Raw genomic sequence first — 14968 nt, 5'->3', positions numbered from 1 at the left:
CATCGCCAGGCTTTGATTATAAATTGCGCCTATTGCTTGCGATTTTTGATAGCTGCGATGCTCATGTATTGGCATACACTGTGCGTCTCGCTTCAAAACTCACTGCGCATAGCTCGCAATTTAATCATCAAAGCGGATATGCGTAAGACTTTGATGAGAAAACACCAAGCCCTGACCTCACGGTCGGGGCTTTTTTGTGTTTGTCATTTTTGTACTGAGCTTTATGCTTTCCCTTCCTGCTAGCTTTTCTACCGTGCGTTTCTCTGATCTTCTTTTCCTTTCTGTCCGTAGTCTCTACGTCAGGAGGTGTGACTATGGTGACTGTATTTTACGACAGTATGTGTCCTTTATGCGTGAAAGAGATGCGTAAGCTGTCTCGCTGGGACACTGAGGGTGTTTTGCAGCTGGTCGATATTCATCAAGCCGATTTTTGTGATCGGTTTCCTCATGTCGATCCCAGCTCTGCAAATCGCATTCTGCACGCACAAGATAGCAGCGGGAAGATGGTGTATGGTTTAGATGCGACCTACATAGCTTGGCAAGCGGTAGGCAAAGGGCATTGGGTTAAGTGGTTACGTAGGCCTGGCATTGCCTGGTTTGCGGATAAGGCCTATTTGTTTTTCGCCCGCCATCGTTATCGAATATCTGCGTTGTTAACGGGCCAAGCCCGTTGCCAGCGGTGCCAACTTGAATAAGGATACTTATGTCCCTAAGCGTGTATGAAAGAGATGATATATTGGCCATGGAGAAGCGCTACCGTGCGGCGTTCGTCAATAGCTTGTCAGGTTTTAAATCGGCGAACCTACTGGGAACAAGTGATACGAGTCGGCAGACAAATCTATGCATTGTGAGTTCTGCGTTTCACTTAGGGGCAAACCCTGCGTTGATGGGGGTGATTATCCGCCCTGATACCGTCCCGCGAGATACGTTAGCAAATATCAGAGAAACAGGTGTTTATACTCTCAACCATGTTCAAAAGGAGATGGTTGTCGCGGCGCATCAAACGTCAGCACGCTACCCACACGGCGTGTCTGAATTTGAGCAAGTGGGGTTGACTCCTTTATGGCGCGAGCGCATTAATGCGCCTTATGTTCAAGAGGCTGCTATACGTCTTGGTCTCATTCTTCGTGAAGAGCACACTATGGCGATCAATGGCACCCACCTGTTGGTGGGTGAGATCATTGAGGCACATGTTCCAGATAGCTGTATCAGCCATGATGGTTTTGTCGATATTGAGCAAGCAGGCTCCGTCGCTTTGAGTGGCTTAGACAGCTACCATACCACTGATCGTGTTGGTCGTCTGAGCTACGCTAAGCCCGATAGCATGCCTGAATGGCTTGGTTAGCGATTACGTGCCATATAATGGGCATCGACAAACTCGCCATTGCGGAATGCAAACTGTTTGGCGGTGCCTTCAATTTCAAAGCCAAAGCGTTGATAGAGATGGATAGCCGCTGTGTTATCTGTGTATACGGTCAACTCGATCCGTGACATATTCAACCAGTTATCGGCTAAATCGATCGCTTTTTCCATTAGCGCGCTACCAATGCCGCGGCCTTGATAGGCATCGTGAACGCCCATACCAATGTCTGCGACGTGGCGACGGCGAGGGTTTGTGGCAATGACTAAGCCTAGGTTGCCGACCACTTTACCTTCTAGCTCGGCAACCAATGGGTATACGCCATCTGGCACGTTATTAAGCCGCTTTTCCCACATGGCGAGGCTTGGCATCGGCAACTGCAAGGTACCCGCTTGGGCGCTAGGTTGCGCGTAGATTTCACGTATCGCAGGAATATCGTCGACGTGGTATTGACGAATAATCAGAGACATAACACATCCTTGTGGTGAGCTTTCCTCTCTAATAAGCCATGGAAGCAAAAATAAATCAACAACGTATATTAATTAAGTTACTGATTATTCACTCTAAATGTAGATCAAGCGGGGTTTTACTGGCTCGCCCGCCAATTTCTCGGGTCAGTCGGGGGACCAAATAGCCTGAAAGCTGGCCGATAATGTCGTGCATTAATGCGCGCGCTTCATCGTCTGAGACTAGAAAGTGGGCGGCGCCTTGAACTTTATCCAATACATGCAGGTAATAAGGCAAAACGCCAGCCTCAAACAGTCGTTGGCTCAGTGCCACCAACGCATCCGCACTATCATTCACGCCTTTGAGAAGCACGCTTTGGTTGAGCAGCGTGATCCCCGCTTGTCGCAATGCGTGGAGTTTGTCGCTTAATTCGTCATCGATCTCATTGGCATGGTTGATGTGGGTGACCATCACCACTTGTAAACGTGAGCGTGATAAGCGCTCGGTAAACGCAGAGGTGACACGAGCGGGGATCACCACAGGTAGCCGTGAATGAATGCGGAGTCGCTTAACATGCGTTATGCCTTCTATGGCGCTGATGAGCCAATCGAGCTCCTCGTCTTTTGCCATCAGCGGATCACCACCAGATAAAATCACTTCGTCTATCTCTGCATGAGCGACGATATAATCCAGCGCCCCTTGCCACACGCGTTTGCTGCCTTTGTTATCTTGATAAGGGAAATGGCGGCGGAAGCAATAACGGCAATTTATGGCACAGCCTCCCTTAACGATCAGCAACACACGGTTGTGGTACTTGTGTAACAAACCAGGAATCGCATTATCTTGCTCTTCCAGTGGGTCAGCGCTGAACCCGTCAACCTCAGTAAACTCGTCTGCCACTGGTAGCACTTGCTTAAGCAGCGGGTCATTAGGGTTGCCCTTTTCCATTCGGGCAACAAAACTACGTGGGACGCGCTGTGTAAACAAACGGCGCGCGGCAAAGCCGGCCTCCCACCCCTTTGGTGAAATTTCAAGCGTTTGCAGCAGTTCACTGGGATCTGTGATCGCCTCTGCGAGTTCTTTGATCCAGTTTCGCTCAACAGCAGGCTGGATTCGGGTTATGATGTGCGACATTTGTGAAAACTCGAAGATGTTAAGAGGATCAAGATGGCGTCTTTCAGCACTAATGAATTCCGCGGCGGTTTGAAAATTATGCTCGATAACGAGCCGTGTGTCATTACCGAAAATGAATTCGTAAAGCCAGGCAAAGGTCAGGCCTTTAACCGTGTCAAAATCCGTAAGTTGATCTCCGGTAAAGTACTAGAGAAAACATTTAAATCGGGTGACAGCGTTGAAGCGGCCGACGTGATTGAAGTCGATATGGATTACCTGTACACAGACGGTGAATTCTATCACTTCATGAACAATGAAACCTTTGAGCAAATTGCGTCTAATGAGAGCGCAGTGGGTGATAACGTCAAGTGGTTAGTCGAGAACAACACTTGTACGCTTACGCTGTGGAACGGCGACCCTATCGTGGTAACACCACCTAACTTCGTTGAACTAGAAGTGACGGAAACTGATCCTGGTTTGAAAGGTGATACGCAAGGAACGGGCGGTAAGCCAGCGACACTGAGCACAGGCGCTGTGGTTCGCGTGCCTTTGTTTATTCAAATCGGCGAAGTAATTAAGGTCGATACCCGAACGGGTGAGTACGTTGGACGGGTTAAATAACGATACCGCGAAAAAGCCCTGAGCTGATATAGGCCAGGGCTTTTTATTATGACGGGCCGTCGGTGTTCGTTAAATGACAAGCACCAACAGCACGGCGGCAATGCTGACGGCAAAAGCGATGGCATAGCACACCACTTTGCCTGCTAACCCCACATGCAGCTTCAAATCATGCAGCCCGTGATGAATGCGGTGCATGGCGTGCCACATTGGTAGCGCCAGCGTGGCGAGGATAAGCAATTTGCCCAGCCAGTGATCAGCAAACATCATCACGCGGTCATAGCTCAATGCAGATGGGTCAATAACGCCAAGTGGGATGAGCACCCCCAGAATCAAGACAGTCACCGGGGTAAACATCGCGAACCAGGTCCCCCCGGCGCCAAATAAACTCCACCAAATGGGCTCATCGGAACGTTTGGGTTTGGGATCGATCATAACACCTCCTAAATGAGCACAAGAGCAATCAGTGAGATCACCGCGACCGCGGCCCATTGCGCACCAACCACCCATTTACCGTCGAGCAGTTTTCCTTTAATGCGAATCGGCATTACTTGCGGCATCATGCTAAAAAATGTGGTGGCATGAAACAGGCTGGCGACCAAGGCAACCAGGTTCAAGATAATCACAACCGGGTGGGCCATATAATCCAGCCAGCTTTGCCACGCTTGCGGTCCCTGAACCAAGCAAATTAACCCAGCTGTAAGACTAAGCGTGAAAAAGACCAAAGGCAGTACTGTTGCTTCTCGCACCATATAAAAGCGGTAGAACGGATGTTCGAGCCACCAAGTACGAGGCATGGGGCGTGTATAGGGTTTGCGATTACTCATCCTCTTACCTCCTGCCCATCTTTATTGGGATTAAACATGGCAATCACCATATCTTGGGTGGAAGCCACCTTGCCTTGGTTGACCGCACCCGCAGGATCAACACCTTTCGGGCAAACTTTTGAGCAGTAGCCGACGAAAGTACATCCCCATGCACCGTTATCACTATTAATCAGTGGCATGCGTTGGGCTTTCCCCTTGTCTCGACTGTCAAGGTTATAGCGGTGTGCCAGCGCGATCGCAGCAGGACCAAGAAAGTCGGGATTGAGACCAAACTGAGGACAGGCGGCGTAGCATAAGCCGCAATTGATACAAGCGGCAAACTGTTTGTAGCGTGCCATTTGTTCAGGCGTTTGCGTGTTGGGCCCGTCTTCAGGGCGACGATCATTACCCAAGATATAGGGTTTTATCGCTTCAAGGCGCTCAATAAAGGGCGTCATATCGACAACGAGATCTTTTTCGATCGCAAAATTAGCCAAAGGCTCAATCACCACCCCTTTGGCGTAATCACGTAAAAACGCTTTGCAAGCGAGCTTGGGCACGCCATTGACCATCATCCCGCATGAGCCACAAATGGCCATGCGACACGACCAGCGATAAGAGAGCGACTTATCAAGGTTGTCTTTGATATACCCCAGCGCATCCAAGACCGACATGGTTTCATCGCCGGGTACAACGAAAGACTGCGAGTAAGGCGCATCATCCGTTGCCGGATCGTATCTGAGCACTGAGACCTGGTAGGTAGTTTGCGTCATGATGCGTGCTCCTCTTTTGAGTCAACATTGCCACCATTGGCGCGTTCTGCCGCATCACCATACAACCGCGCTTGTGGTTGTGACTTGGTGATTTTGACATCGCCATAATCAATGCGAGGACGGCCGTCAGGTTGGTAGAAGGCTAAGGTGTGCTTGAGATAGTTTTCATCGTCACGCTCGGTACAGCCCTCATCAAGGCGTTGGTGGGCCCCGCGAGACTCCTTACGCTGGATAGCAGAATGTGCCATAGCTTCGGCCACTTCCAAGCCATAGCCCACTTCAATGGCATAGAGTAGGTCAGTATTGAACACACTCCCTTGGTCTTGGATGGCAACATGCTGATAGCGTGCTTTGAGTTCCGCGATTTTATCAATGGTGGCTTGCATCAGATCTTCGCGACGATAAATACCGCAGCCCGCTTCCATTGTCTCGCCAAGCTCTTTGCGAATATCCGCCCAGTTTTCTTCGCCTTGATTGCTCAGCAACTGATCAATGCGCGCTTTGACGTTCTGAATCTGGGCATCAATCGCCGCTTGATTCCAATCTGTGAAGGCCGCTGCCCGTTTTGCTGCGCCTTCACCCGCCAAACGACCAAATACCGCCAATTCAGCGAGCGAGTTTGAGCCGAGTCGATTCGCGCCGTGCAAACCGACGGAGGAGCACTCACCAACCGCAAATAAGCCGTTAACGCGCGTTTCGGTTTGGGCATCCGTTTCAATGCCACCCATGGTGTAGTGTACCGTGGGACGAATTGGGATCGGCTCTTTGGCAGGGTCAACGTTGACATAGGCTTTGGCGAGCTCACAAATAAACGGCAGCCGTTCTTGAATATAGTCTTCGCCGAGGTGACGTAAATCGAGATGAACAACGTCACCGAGCGTGTGCTTGATGGTATTGCCTTTTTGCTGCTCATGCCAAAAGGCTTGTGAGACTTTATCGCGTGGGCCGAGCTCCATGTATTTGTTTTTCGGTTGACCGACGGGCGTTTCTGGCCCGAGTCCATAATCTTGCAGGTAGCGGTAGCCGTCTTTGTTGACAATAATGCCACCTTCGCCACGGCAGCCTTCGGTCATTAAGATCCCCGTACCAGGCAGTCCTGTGGGGTGATATTGGACAAACTCCATATCACGCAGCGGAATACCGTGGCGATAAGCCATGGCCATGCCATCCCCGGTGACAATCCCACCATTGGTATTGCAGCTGTACACGCGTCCCGCACCGCCAGTGGCTAACACCACCGATTTGGCTTTAATACAGACCAGCTCGCCTTCCGCCATGTGCAAGGCAATCAAGCCTTGTACTTGCCCGTCATCGATAATCAAATCAATCACAAAGTATTCATCGAGGCGCTGGATTTGTGGGTATTTGGTCGAGGTTTGAAACAGGGTATGGAGCATATGGAAGCCAGTTTTATCGGCAGCAAACCATGTACGCTCCACTTTCATACCGCCAAACCGACGAACATTGATACTGCCATCGTCTTTTCGACTCCAAGGGCAGCCCCATTGCTCGAGTTGTACCATTTCATGGGCACAATGTTTGACAAAGTAATCGACGACATCTTGTTCGCATAACCAGTCGCCACCGCTCACGGTATCGTTGAAGTGGTTGTCTAGGCTGTCTTCGTCCTTGATGACGGCAGCCGATCCACCTTCTGCGGCCACGGTGTGGGAGCGCATGGGGTAGACCTTAGACACCAGCGCAATATTAAGAGAAGGGTCAGCTTCAGCGGCCGCAATGGCCGTGCGCAGTCCAGCGCCACCAGCGCCGATAACTGCAATGTCTGTGGTGAGGGTCTGCACGTTCATCCTCCAGTGTAGGGAAAGCCAGTGCTTGGCTTGTTTATTGTTCTGCTGTCATGGTAGGCAATCTACGCACAGTAAAAATTGACTCAGTCGGGGAATTGCCGTGATTTTGCGGGCATGGGTGTTAAATTGCATAAAAGTGTGATGTTAGTCGTTAAGTGCCTGCCGATCTTGTAAAAATGAGAAATACTCACCAAGAAAATGCGTTGTGTGACACGTAGTTGTTGTGTGACAGCGACGATGAGCACTTGTCATTCCAGGCGGCAGCGATAGACTGGCGCCATCAGAGAGCGCAAGGGTAAACGTATGAGTGAGAGGAATCGGTGGCAGCCAACAGCAAGCGTGTCACAACTTAAAAAGCGCGCTGCGATCATAGCCCGTATCCGTCAATTTTTTGCCGTCCGTGATGTATGGGAAGTGGATACCCCAGCACTGAGTCAAGCGGCGGTGACCGATGTGCACCTTCATAGCTTCACAACGTCTTTGGTTGGGCCGGGTTTTGCTGACGGCGTCGCCTTGCACCTCATGACCAGTCCAGAGTTCCATATGAAGCGGCTATTAGCCGCTGGAAGTGGGGCTATTTATCAAATCAGCAAAGCGTTTCGGAATGAAGAAGCGGGGCGCTACCATAACCCCGAGTTTACGATGTTGGAGTGGTATCAACCTGGCTATACCCACCATGACTTGATGGACGAAATGGATGCCTTGTTACAAGCGGTGCTGAGGTGCCAAGCCGCGACACGGATGAGCTATCAAACGGTCTTTGAATCTTGCACCGGACTGTGCTCTCTCACTGCGGACATTGATCAGTTGCGTGCACTGGCTGCCACCCAAGGGCTCACCGATATCACTCAGGATGAAACCGACAAAGATACCTTGCTGCAGCTGCTTTTCTCGGTGATGGTGGAGCCGAATATTGGCCAGCAGGCGCCCGCCTTTATTTATGACTTTCCTGCATCGCAAGCCGCGCTGGCTAAAATCAGCGAAGCAGACACGCGTGTTGCGCATCGGTTTGAGGTGTATTACCGAGGGGTTGAGCTGGCCAATGGCTTTTATGAGTTGCAAGACGCCAACGAGCAGCGACAGCGGTTTGAGGCGGATAATGCGGCACGTGTGGCTCGCGGTCTACCACCACAACCTATCGATGAGCACTTGTTGTCAGCGCTGGAAAGTGGCCTACCTGATTGTGCAGGGGTCGCGCTAGGGATCGATCGCCTTGTGATGCTCGCGCTCGGTTGTGATCACATTGATGCGGTGACCGCGTTTCCTGTCTCACGCGCGTAGCGCCATAAGAAAAACGCCGCCTTGCGGCGGCGTCTGAAAGGGCATTCACCTAGACTTTAAATTTTGACAGATCTTGATGCATATCCCGCGCGGCTTGCGCCATGCTTTCTCCCTGATCGCCGGTAGCACTGGCTTGCTGGTGGATCTCATAAGATAGATCTTTCACCGCTTGGGTATTGCGATTGATATCGTCAGTGACCGCGCGCTGCTCCTCGGCGGCGCTGGCAATTTGAATCGCCATTTCTGAGATAGTACCAATGGCGCTGGTGATTTGATTCAGGCGCTCACTGGCCGCTTCGGCGCGATCCACACTGGAGGTGGCCATCTCGTTACTCTGAGTCATATCATCGACCGCGCGCTGCGTGGTGTGCTGTAGCGTCTCAATCATGTTGCGAATTTCTTCGGTGGAGTCATGGGTACGCTGGCTGAGCACACGCACTTCATCGGCGACCACGGCAAAACCGCGCCCTTGATCGCCTGCCCGCGCTGCCTCAATCGCCGCGTTTAGGGCAAGCAAGTTGGTTTGTTCTGCCACCCCTTGAATCGTCGCGATGATTTGGTTAATGCTCTGTGCATTTTCATCCAGCTCGCGGATCACATTAGTGGCTCGCTCCACTTGCTCGGCCAACTGAGTGATGGCATTGCGGTTATCGCCGACCACGCTCAACCCTTCTTGGCATGACTGCTCCGCTTGTTGCGCCGATGAGGCCGTATCTTCGGCGTGACTGGCGACCTCGTTGGCTGTGGTCGACATTTCGTGGATCGCCGTCGCGATCTGATCAACATCATTTTGCTGCTTATCAACCAGCTGACTGGATTGCAGGGCGTGGGTTCGGCACTCCTCAGCACTTTCTGACAACGTCATGCTTTGGTTTACTGCTTTACCCACCATTTGCTGGAGCTGAGCGAGGAAGGCATTGACGTATTCAGCCAATTCGCCAATTTCATCTTGGCGGGCGATGTTGATCCTTTGCGTCAGATCGCCTTCACCTGCAGAGAGTGTGCGCACGGCTCCTGTCAGCTCGCCTAATGGCTTTAGCAGTTGTTTGATTAACGCGCCGGCGACAAAGGCAATCACGATAAACAAAATCACTGAGGCGATCAGCACAAAGGTAATTTGCTCTGATACTGAGGCGTAGGCTTGCGTCTTGTCTTCAACGATACCCAAGGTCCAATCGGTGTTGGGTACTTCGATAGCCGCGAGTAGCTTTTCTTTGCCATTGAGCTCAAAGGTGGTGAGTTGGCGTTGTGCGCTTGCATTGGCCATAAATGTCGGGGTGAGCTCTTCATCCAGCTCAGTGAGGGGTTGGCGACTGAGATCTGTGTCGCGATACGCCACTAAGCGGTTGTCACCATCGACGAGAAAGGCAAAGCCATTACTGAGTTTCAAATTTAACACTTGCTCGACAATATCGGTGACGGTGACGTCGGCAGCCAGCACGCCTTGATATTGGCCATTGAAGGCCTTGGCGAGACTGACCACCAAACTGCCGTCGAAATCTTGATAGGGCTCGGTAATGATTAAGCCATTGGCGTCACTGGCGCTTTGATACCAAGGGCGAGTGCGCGGATCATAGTCGGCGGGCCAATCTTCGCTTTTATCACCGTAGGCGATACGGCCATCTTCAAAGCCGGCATATACGGAGAGAAAATGCCCCGCTCGCTTGGTGACAAGAAGCTCGCGATCCACATTAGCCTTATTGGCGATCAGTGATTCGTTTGCCAATAGCATATCGGCGCGCGTACTCAGCCAGCTATCGATAAACTGGACGGTGGCATCCCCGACATCATGCATTTGCTTGGTGATACTGCTGGTCGTCTCGCTTTGGAGTTGACGCACAGAAATGCTGGCAAGTACCGCACTGACCAAGGCCACGATAAAGGCAATCGCCACAATGATTTTTAGCTTAATGGTTGGCTTGGGCATAGACACATTTCCATCTGCTTGAAAAGTGTCACAAGTGTATACGCAACGTTTGCACTAAAGTTGGATCGATAAGACAAAATGCGGTCACAACAGCGGCAAAGCGCGAGAAGATGGATGAATCTGTGATCTTTCTTCCAGTGACAGTCTGCCTACCCAGGTAGGCAGACTGCAGTGGCTCAGGTTATACTTTGAATTTGGAGAGGTCGTTGTGCATTTCTTGCGCATCTTGCGCCATTTGCTCACCTTGCTCGCCCGTTTCATTGGATTTTTGGTGGATCTCTAACGATAGGTCACGCACCGCTTGGGTATTGCGGTTGATATCCTCGGTCACCGCACGTTGCTCTTCAGCTGCGCTGGCAATTTGTGCCGCCATCTCAGAAATGTCGCCAATTGCACGAGTGATTTCGTTGAGTTTCTCGCTCGCTGAGGCCGCGCGCTCGACACTTGAGGTCGCCATATCATTACTTTGGGTCATGCCATCCACCGCGCGTTGAGTGGTGTTTTGTAGCGTTTCAATCATGTTACGGATCTCTTCCGTGGAGTCATGAGTACGCTGACTCAATACACGCACTTCATCGGCGACGACAGCAAAGCCACGACCTTGTTCGCCGGCTCGGGCGGCCTCAATGGCGGCGTTAAGCGCGAGTAGGTTGGTTTGTTCAGCAATATCCTGAATGGTGGAGATGATTTGGTTGATGCTTTGTGAATTGGTATCCAACTCTCGAATCACATCCGTCGCTTGCTCCACTTGTTCCGCCAGTTGGGTAATGGCATCACGGTTGCTCTCCACCACCTCTAATCCATCACGGCAAGAGCTCTCCGCTTCTTGGGCAGAGCGAGCGGTTTGTTCAGCGTTACTCGCAACTTCGTTGGCGGTGGTCGACATCTCATGGATGGCGGTAGCAATTTGATCGACATCGCCCTGTTGCTGCCCCACCAAGCTACTGGACTGGTGAGCAAGATTGCGACATTGGTCTGCGCGATCCGATAAGGTGACACTCTGGGTGACGCTGCGGCCTATCATCGCTTGTAACTGCTCAAGGAACGCATTGACGTGCCCGGCTAGCTCACCGATTTCATCTTTACGGACAATATCAAGGCGCTGAGTCAGATCCCCACTGCCTTTTGACAGCGAGCTCACTGCCTGTGTCAGTTGGGTCAGGGGGGCTAACATCCGGTGGATAAGGGCGCCGGCAATCAATGCAATGATCACAAAGAGAATCACTGACGTGACTAAGGTGGACACAATCTGCTCTGAGACAGACGCAAACGCCAACTTTTTGTCTTGTACCACGCCAAGGCTCCAGTCAGCGCCTTCAACGGGCGTCACGGCGAGCAGCTTTTCTCTTCCGTCACCGTCAAAGGTAATGCTCGCGAGTGCGTCACTGTTACGTGCCTTTTGGATAAAAGCGGGGGTGAGCTCATCGTCAACCTCGGTGAGCGCTTTGGTACTGAGCGCGGTATCCCGATAAGCGACGACATTGTTATTCCCGTCCACCAAAAAGGCGAAACCTTGGTTGGGTAACCGCACGTTGAGCACTTCTTGCACAATGGCGTCAACGGAGAGATCCGCCGCGATAACGCCCTCAAAGCGTTGATTGAACGATTTGGCAAAACTGATCACCATCCCGGCACCATTGGCATCGACATAAGGCGGTGTGATGATGAGCTCATTGGCGGCGTTGGCTTGTTTGTACCAAGGTCGAGTCCGCGGGTCATAATTGGCCGGCCAGCTTTCTGTTTTGTCACCATAAGCAATCGAGCCGTCTGCAAAGCCGGCGTAAACGGTGAGAAAGTTACCCTGGCGCTTGGTCAGCAATAATTCACGATCGACATTCGGCTGGGTCGCAATCAGTGGCACATTGGCGACTAGCATGTCACTGCGGATATCTAGCCACTCTTCGATAAAGTTGCTGGTGGAAAGACCGACATCGCGCATTTGCTCAGTGACGTTTTGCTGCGTCTCTTGTTCCAGTTGGTTAACGGAAAACCATGCCTGTACTGCACTGACTAAGGCAACGACCAAAGCAACAGCAAGCAATATTTTGGTCTTGATGGTGAATTTCATTAAAGATCCCTCGTACTACCACGTTTTGATGACACTTTCTTATTGAGTATCTGCTTAATTGTAGAAAGCTTGAGTCAATGAGGGATAAAGAATTTTGCAAAAAGTGGATTTATCCTCAAAGCTCAGCTGGCTGTCTTACTCACATCATCAGTGTTATCCCATTTTTAGCGGATGAAAAATATCAATTTTCTCGTTCTGGGGCGAATCTATCGTTTTGTGTCTCAATCGTTAAACGGTTGTCATGTGAGTAAGAGGACAGCGGTATAAACTAGGCCTAAGCCACTTATGCCTAAGATGATACCGACTTTGACCAAATCTTGACTGCTGATAAATCCGGTTGAATATGCTAGGGAGTTGGGTGGCGTCGAGACCGGCAGTATCATCCCCAAGGAAGCGGAAAAGGCGACCACAATCAATAGCCCCTGCATACCGCCAATGCTTGCCAGTGCGGGCATGGAGGTCGCGATGGCCGCAGCTATCGGCATTAAGAGGTTAGCGGTGGCTGTGTTGGACATAAAGTTCGCCATCAGCCAGCAGATAATCGACAAGGTAACCAGCACCGTCATGGCGGTAAGCAGGCTGTAATCGACCGCATGAGCGAGCGCCGCGGCTAGGCCGGTTTGGTCGAGCGCGATCCCCATGGCAATCCCGCCAGCGACCAGCCACAACACATCCCAGTTAATTTGTTTGAGCTCTGGCTTACCAATAATGCCAGTGAGGGTAAAAATCGCCAGTGGGATCACCGCCACCACATAAGTATTCATGCCATGCAAACTGGTGGTGAGCCACAGCACGATCGTGAGGGCGAAGGTGATATAGACAGTGTAAGCCTGCCAGCTTTGTAAAAAACGGCCTTCTAAAGCGAGATTCACGCGGGTTTGTTGACTCTGAAAGAGTCGTTGTAATAGCCACCAGGCGAAGGTGAGCTGAACGATCACGAAAGGCAGGCCCATCTGCATCCAACCCAGAAAAGAGACTTTATACTCCCCCGTTAAATACTGTAAGGCAATAGCGTTAGGTGGTGTGCCGATAGGTGTGGCAATGCCACCGGTATTCGCTGCCACGGGAATACAAAGCACGAGTGCCTTGACCAAAGGATCACCTTTGGGTAACACCGCGATAATTGGCGTTAATAGGGCCAGCATCATCACCGTGGTGGCAGTGTTTGACATAAACATCGAAAATACCGCGGTAATCAGCATCAGGCCAAGCATGATAAATTTAGGGTGGTGACCAAACGGCCTCAACAGCACACGTGCCAAATTGATGTCGAGTTCATATTTTGATGCGGCAATAGCCAGTGAAAACCCGCCCATAAACAGAATAATGATAGGGGATGAAAAGGCGCTGAGAATGTCGGTATAAGGAATTAAGTCTCCGCGAGGATGATGCAGTGTGATACCGCGAAACCAGTGTAAGCCTTTATCGGATATCATCACCAACTGCAGGGTAATGATCAGCAAAGAGGTTGAAAACACCGGCACAGGCTCAAGGACCCACAGCAAGGCCGCCATCAGAAATATCGCTAACAAACGGTGCTGAATAATAGTGAGGTTAGCAATGGGTAACCAATCGGTAGGGACTAACAGTAGTAACAGCGGTAAGCCGAGGGCGACCAGCAATTTGATAAAACGAGCATTAACCACAAATACGCTCCTTCGTCATGGATGGGCGAGCGCGTTCCGCCTTAGACGCGAAGAGTCGCGTGCGCCTTATTATCAGTAATGGAATATCCGTATCATACGGCGCTTTATCTTGGATTAACGGGAAAAATATCCGAATTTCGACACAAAAAAGGGGCATAAATGCCCCATATTTCACATTTTTCCCAGGTTTTTAGCGGGACGTTAGTGCTGGCGGTGTGCGTAAGCTTGCCCCAATTGTGTCGGCTCACCAGGTAAGACGGCGTCATCAAAGCGTACCGCCCCTTTCGGGAAGAGGTTAATCACGGTAGAGCCCAGTTTGAATCGGCCCATTTCCTCTCCTTGAGCAAAGTGCATCGCCTGCTCACCGTCGGTTGGATATTGCCAACGACGAATACTGCCACCGGTTGGCGGGGTCACCGTCCCGGCCCACGTGGTTTCGATACTGCCAACAATGGTGGCGCCGACCAATATTTGTGCCATGGGGCCAAACGCGGTATCAAAGACGCACACCACGCGCTCATTCCGCGCAAAGAGGTTTGGCACGTTTTCTGCCGTCAGTGGGTTCACTGAAAACAAATCGCCAGGAATATAAATCATCTCTCGCAACACACCGTCACACGGCATGTGAACGCGGTGATAGTCGCGAGGAGAAAGGTACAAGGTGGCGAATTCGCCTTGGTCAAATTGCGCCGCAAGCGTGTCATCTCCACCCACTAACTCGGTCAGAGAGAAGCTATGGCCTTTGGCTTGAATCAAGCGGCCCTGTTCAATCGCGCCTGCTTGACTGACACAGGCGTCAGCCGGAAAGACCAGCGTTGCCTCGTCGCCATCGATGGGGCGCAGCGCCGGCTTCAACTCGCGAACGAAAAAATCATTAAAGGTGCGATAGTGGCTGGGATCGCTCACTTTTGCTTCGCTCATATCCACATGATATTGCTTGATAAACCATTTGATCACAGCGGTGGTGAACCAACCCGCTTTCAAGTTAGCAAGTTTCCCCATCAATCGGGTCAACGCGTGTTTCGGCGTAAGGTATTGTAGGCCGACTTTCAAATCGTCTCGCACAGTGTAGTCCTAACCAATTATCGGGTTGTTGATGTCAGTGACGTGCCTTTTATTGG

The 14968-nt window shown here is 51.2% G+C and carries 14 protein-coding genes; 4 read left to right on the top strand and 10 right to left on the bottom strand.

Annotated features, from left to right (window positions below; all coding sequences use genetic code 11):
* Positions 1-314 precede the first annotated feature (314 nt).
* The gene (locus BZG73_RS04390) at positions 315-695 is read left to right on the top strand and encodes a thiol-disulfide oxidoreductase DCC family protein (protein WP_077667699.1); all 381 of its coding nucleotides are present in this window, start codon (positions 315-317) and stop codon (positions 693-695) included.
* A gap of 8 nt (positions 696-703) precedes the next feature.
* A complete protein-coding gene (locus BZG73_RS04385) occupies positions 704-1345 on the top strand; it encodes a flavin reductase family protein (protein ID WP_046074401.1) in 642 nt (213 codons plus the stop codon).
* Here BZG73_RS04385 and BZG73_RS04380 read toward each other — a convergent pair.
* Both BZG73_RS04380 and epmB read right to left on the bottom strand, forming a co-directional pair.
* Positions 1342-1830: a GNAT family N-acetyltransferase gene (locus BZG73_RS04380; RefSeq protein WP_077667698.1), complete on the bottom strand. Its 489-nt coding sequence runs from the start codon at positions 1828-1830 to the stop codon at positions 1342-1344. The two genes, BZG73_RS04385 and BZG73_RS04380, sit on opposite strands and share 4 nt — an antisense overlap.
* Before the next feature lie 88 nt (positions 1831-1918).
* Positions 1919-2941, bottom strand: coding sequence for an EF-P beta-lysylation protein EpmB (gene epmB, locus BZG73_RS04375; RefSeq protein ID WP_077667697.1), 1023 nt, complete (start codon positions 2939-2941; stop codon positions 1919-1921).
* Between the two features lie 33 nt (positions 2942-2974).
* Between epmB and efp the strand changes: the two genes are divergently transcribed.
* Positions 2975-3541, top strand: coding sequence for an elongation factor P (gene efp / locus BZG73_RS04370; RefSeq protein WP_046074398.1), 567 nt, complete (start codon positions 2975-2977; stop codon positions 3539-3541).
* A gap of 69 nt (positions 3542-3610) precedes the next feature.
* On the opposite strand, the gene frdD is transcribed toward efp, so the two are convergent.
* From frdD to frdA, 4 genes are read right to left on the bottom strand one after another with little or no spacing between them, the layout of a single operon-like run.
* Entirely contained in the window at positions 3611-3973 is a 363-nt protein-coding gene (frdD, locus tag BZG73_RS04365; protein WP_046074397.1) for a fumarate reductase subunit FrdD, read from the bottom strand.
* 8 nt (positions 3974-3981) lie between these two features.
* Positions 3982-4365 (bottom strand): fumarate reductase subunit FrdC, encoded by a 384-nt coding sequence (gene frdC / locus BZG73_RS04360; RefSeq protein WP_046074396.1) that lies wholly within the window; start codon positions 4363-4365, stop codon positions 3982-3984.
* Positions 4362-5117 carry a succinate dehydrogenase/fumarate reductase iron-sulfur subunit gene (locus BZG73_RS04355; RefSeq protein ID WP_046074395.1) on the bottom strand — a complete coding sequence of 252 codons (756 nt, stop codon included), beginning with the start codon at positions 5115-5117 and terminating at the stop codon, positions 4362-4364. The genes frdC and BZG73_RS04355 overlap by 4 nt, the downstream gene beginning before the upstream one ends.
* Positions 5114-6919, bottom strand: a complete 1806-nt coding sequence (frdA, locus tag BZG73_RS04350) for a fumarate reductase (quinol) flavoprotein subunit (protein WP_077667701.1) — start codon at positions 6917-6919, stop codon at positions 5114-5116. Before frdA ends, BZG73_RS04355 begins: the two co-directional genes overlap by 4 nt.
* Before the next feature lie 309 nt (positions 6920-7228).
* Between frdA and epmA the strand changes: the two genes are divergently transcribed.
* On the top strand, positions 7229-8206 hold the full coding sequence (epmA, locus tag BZG73_RS04345) for an elongation factor P--(R)-beta-lysine ligase (RefSeq protein ID WP_077667696.1): 978 nt from the start codon (positions 7229-7231) through the stop codon (positions 8204-8206).
* Positions 8207-8255: 49 nt separating this feature from the next.
* Here the strand turns inward: epmA and BZG73_RS04340 are convergent, their stop codons facing one another.
* The 4 genes from BZG73_RS04340 to asd form a co-directional block, all read right to left on the bottom strand.
* Positions 8256-10133, bottom strand: a complete 1878-nt coding sequence (locus BZG73_RS04340) for a methyl-accepting chemotaxis protein (RefSeq protein ID WP_046074393.1) — start codon at positions 10131-10133, stop codon at positions 8256-8258.
* A gap of 181 nt (positions 10134-10314) precedes the next feature.
* Positions 10315-12201 carry a methyl-accepting chemotaxis protein gene (locus BZG73_RS04335; RefSeq protein ID WP_077667695.1) on the bottom strand — a complete coding sequence of 629 codons (1887 nt, stop codon included), beginning with the start codon at positions 12199-12201 and terminating at the stop codon, positions 10315-10317.
* 239 nt (positions 12202-12440) lie between these two features.
* Entirely contained in the window at positions 12441-13847 is a 1407-nt protein-coding gene (locus tag BZG73_RS04330) for an SLC13 family permease (RefSeq protein ID WP_046074391.1), read from the bottom strand.
* Between the two features lie 201 nt (positions 13848-14048).
* Complete coding sequence (asd, locus tag BZG73_RS04325) at positions 14049-14849, bottom strand: archaetidylserine decarboxylase (protein WP_152799775.1); 801 nt, start codon at positions 14847-14849, stop codon at positions 14049-14051.
* Positions 14850-14968: the final 119 nt, after the last annotated feature.

Source organism: Salinivibrio siamensis (assembly GCF_001996005.1).
Classification (GTDB): Bacteria; Pseudomonadota; Gammaproteobacteria; order Enterobacterales; family Vibrionaceae; genus Salinivibrio; species Salinivibrio siamensis.
The sequence above is the reverse complement of the archived record's forward strand: the minus strand, read 5'-3'. Positions and strand labels throughout refer to the sequence as shown.

Coding starts and splice junctions, on each gene's coding strand:
- BZG73_RS04340 (WP_046074393.1), bottom strand. CDS start 10,133: ATGCCCAAGCCAACCATTAAGCTAAAAATCATTGTGGCGATTGCCTTT.
- BZG73_RS04390 (WP_077667699.1), top strand. CDS start 315: ATGGTGACTGTATTTTACGACAGTATGTGTCCTTTATGCGTGAAAGAG.
- epmA (WP_077667696.1), top strand. CDS start 7,229: ATGAGTGAGAGGAATCGGTGGCAGCCAACAGCAAGCGTGTCACAACTT.
- frdC (WP_046074396.1), bottom strand. CDS start 4,365: ATGAGTAATCGCAAACCCTATACACGCCCCATGCCTCGTACTTGGTGG.
- BZG73_RS04335 (WP_077667695.1), bottom strand. CDS start 12,201: ATGAAATTCACCATCAAGACCAAAATATTGCTTGCTGTTGCTTTGGTC.
- BZG73_RS04355 (WP_046074395.1), bottom strand. CDS start 5,117: ATGACGCAAACTACCTACCAGGTCTCAGTGCTCAGATACGATCCGGCA.
- frdD (WP_046074397.1), bottom strand. CDS start 3,973: ATGATCGATCCCAAACCCAAACGTTCCGATGAGCCCATTTGGTGGAGT.
- asd (WP_152799775.1), bottom strand. CDS start 14,849: ATGGGGAAACTTGCTAACTTGAAAGCGGGTTGGTTCACCACCGCTGTG.
- epmB (WP_077667697.1), bottom strand. CDS start 2,941: ATGTCGCACATCATAACCCGAATCCAGCCTGCTGTTGAGCGAAACTGG.
- BZG73_RS04380 (WP_077667698.1), bottom strand. CDS start 1,830: ATGTCTCTGATTATTCGTCAATACCACGTCGACGATATTCCTGCGATA.
- efp (WP_046074398.1), top strand. CDS start 2,975: ATGGCGTCTTTCAGCACTAATGAATTCCGCGGCGGTTTGAAAATTATG.
- BZG73_RS04385 (WP_046074401.1), top strand. CDS start 704: ATGTCCCTAAGCGTGTATGAAAGAGATGATATATTGGCCATGGAGAAG.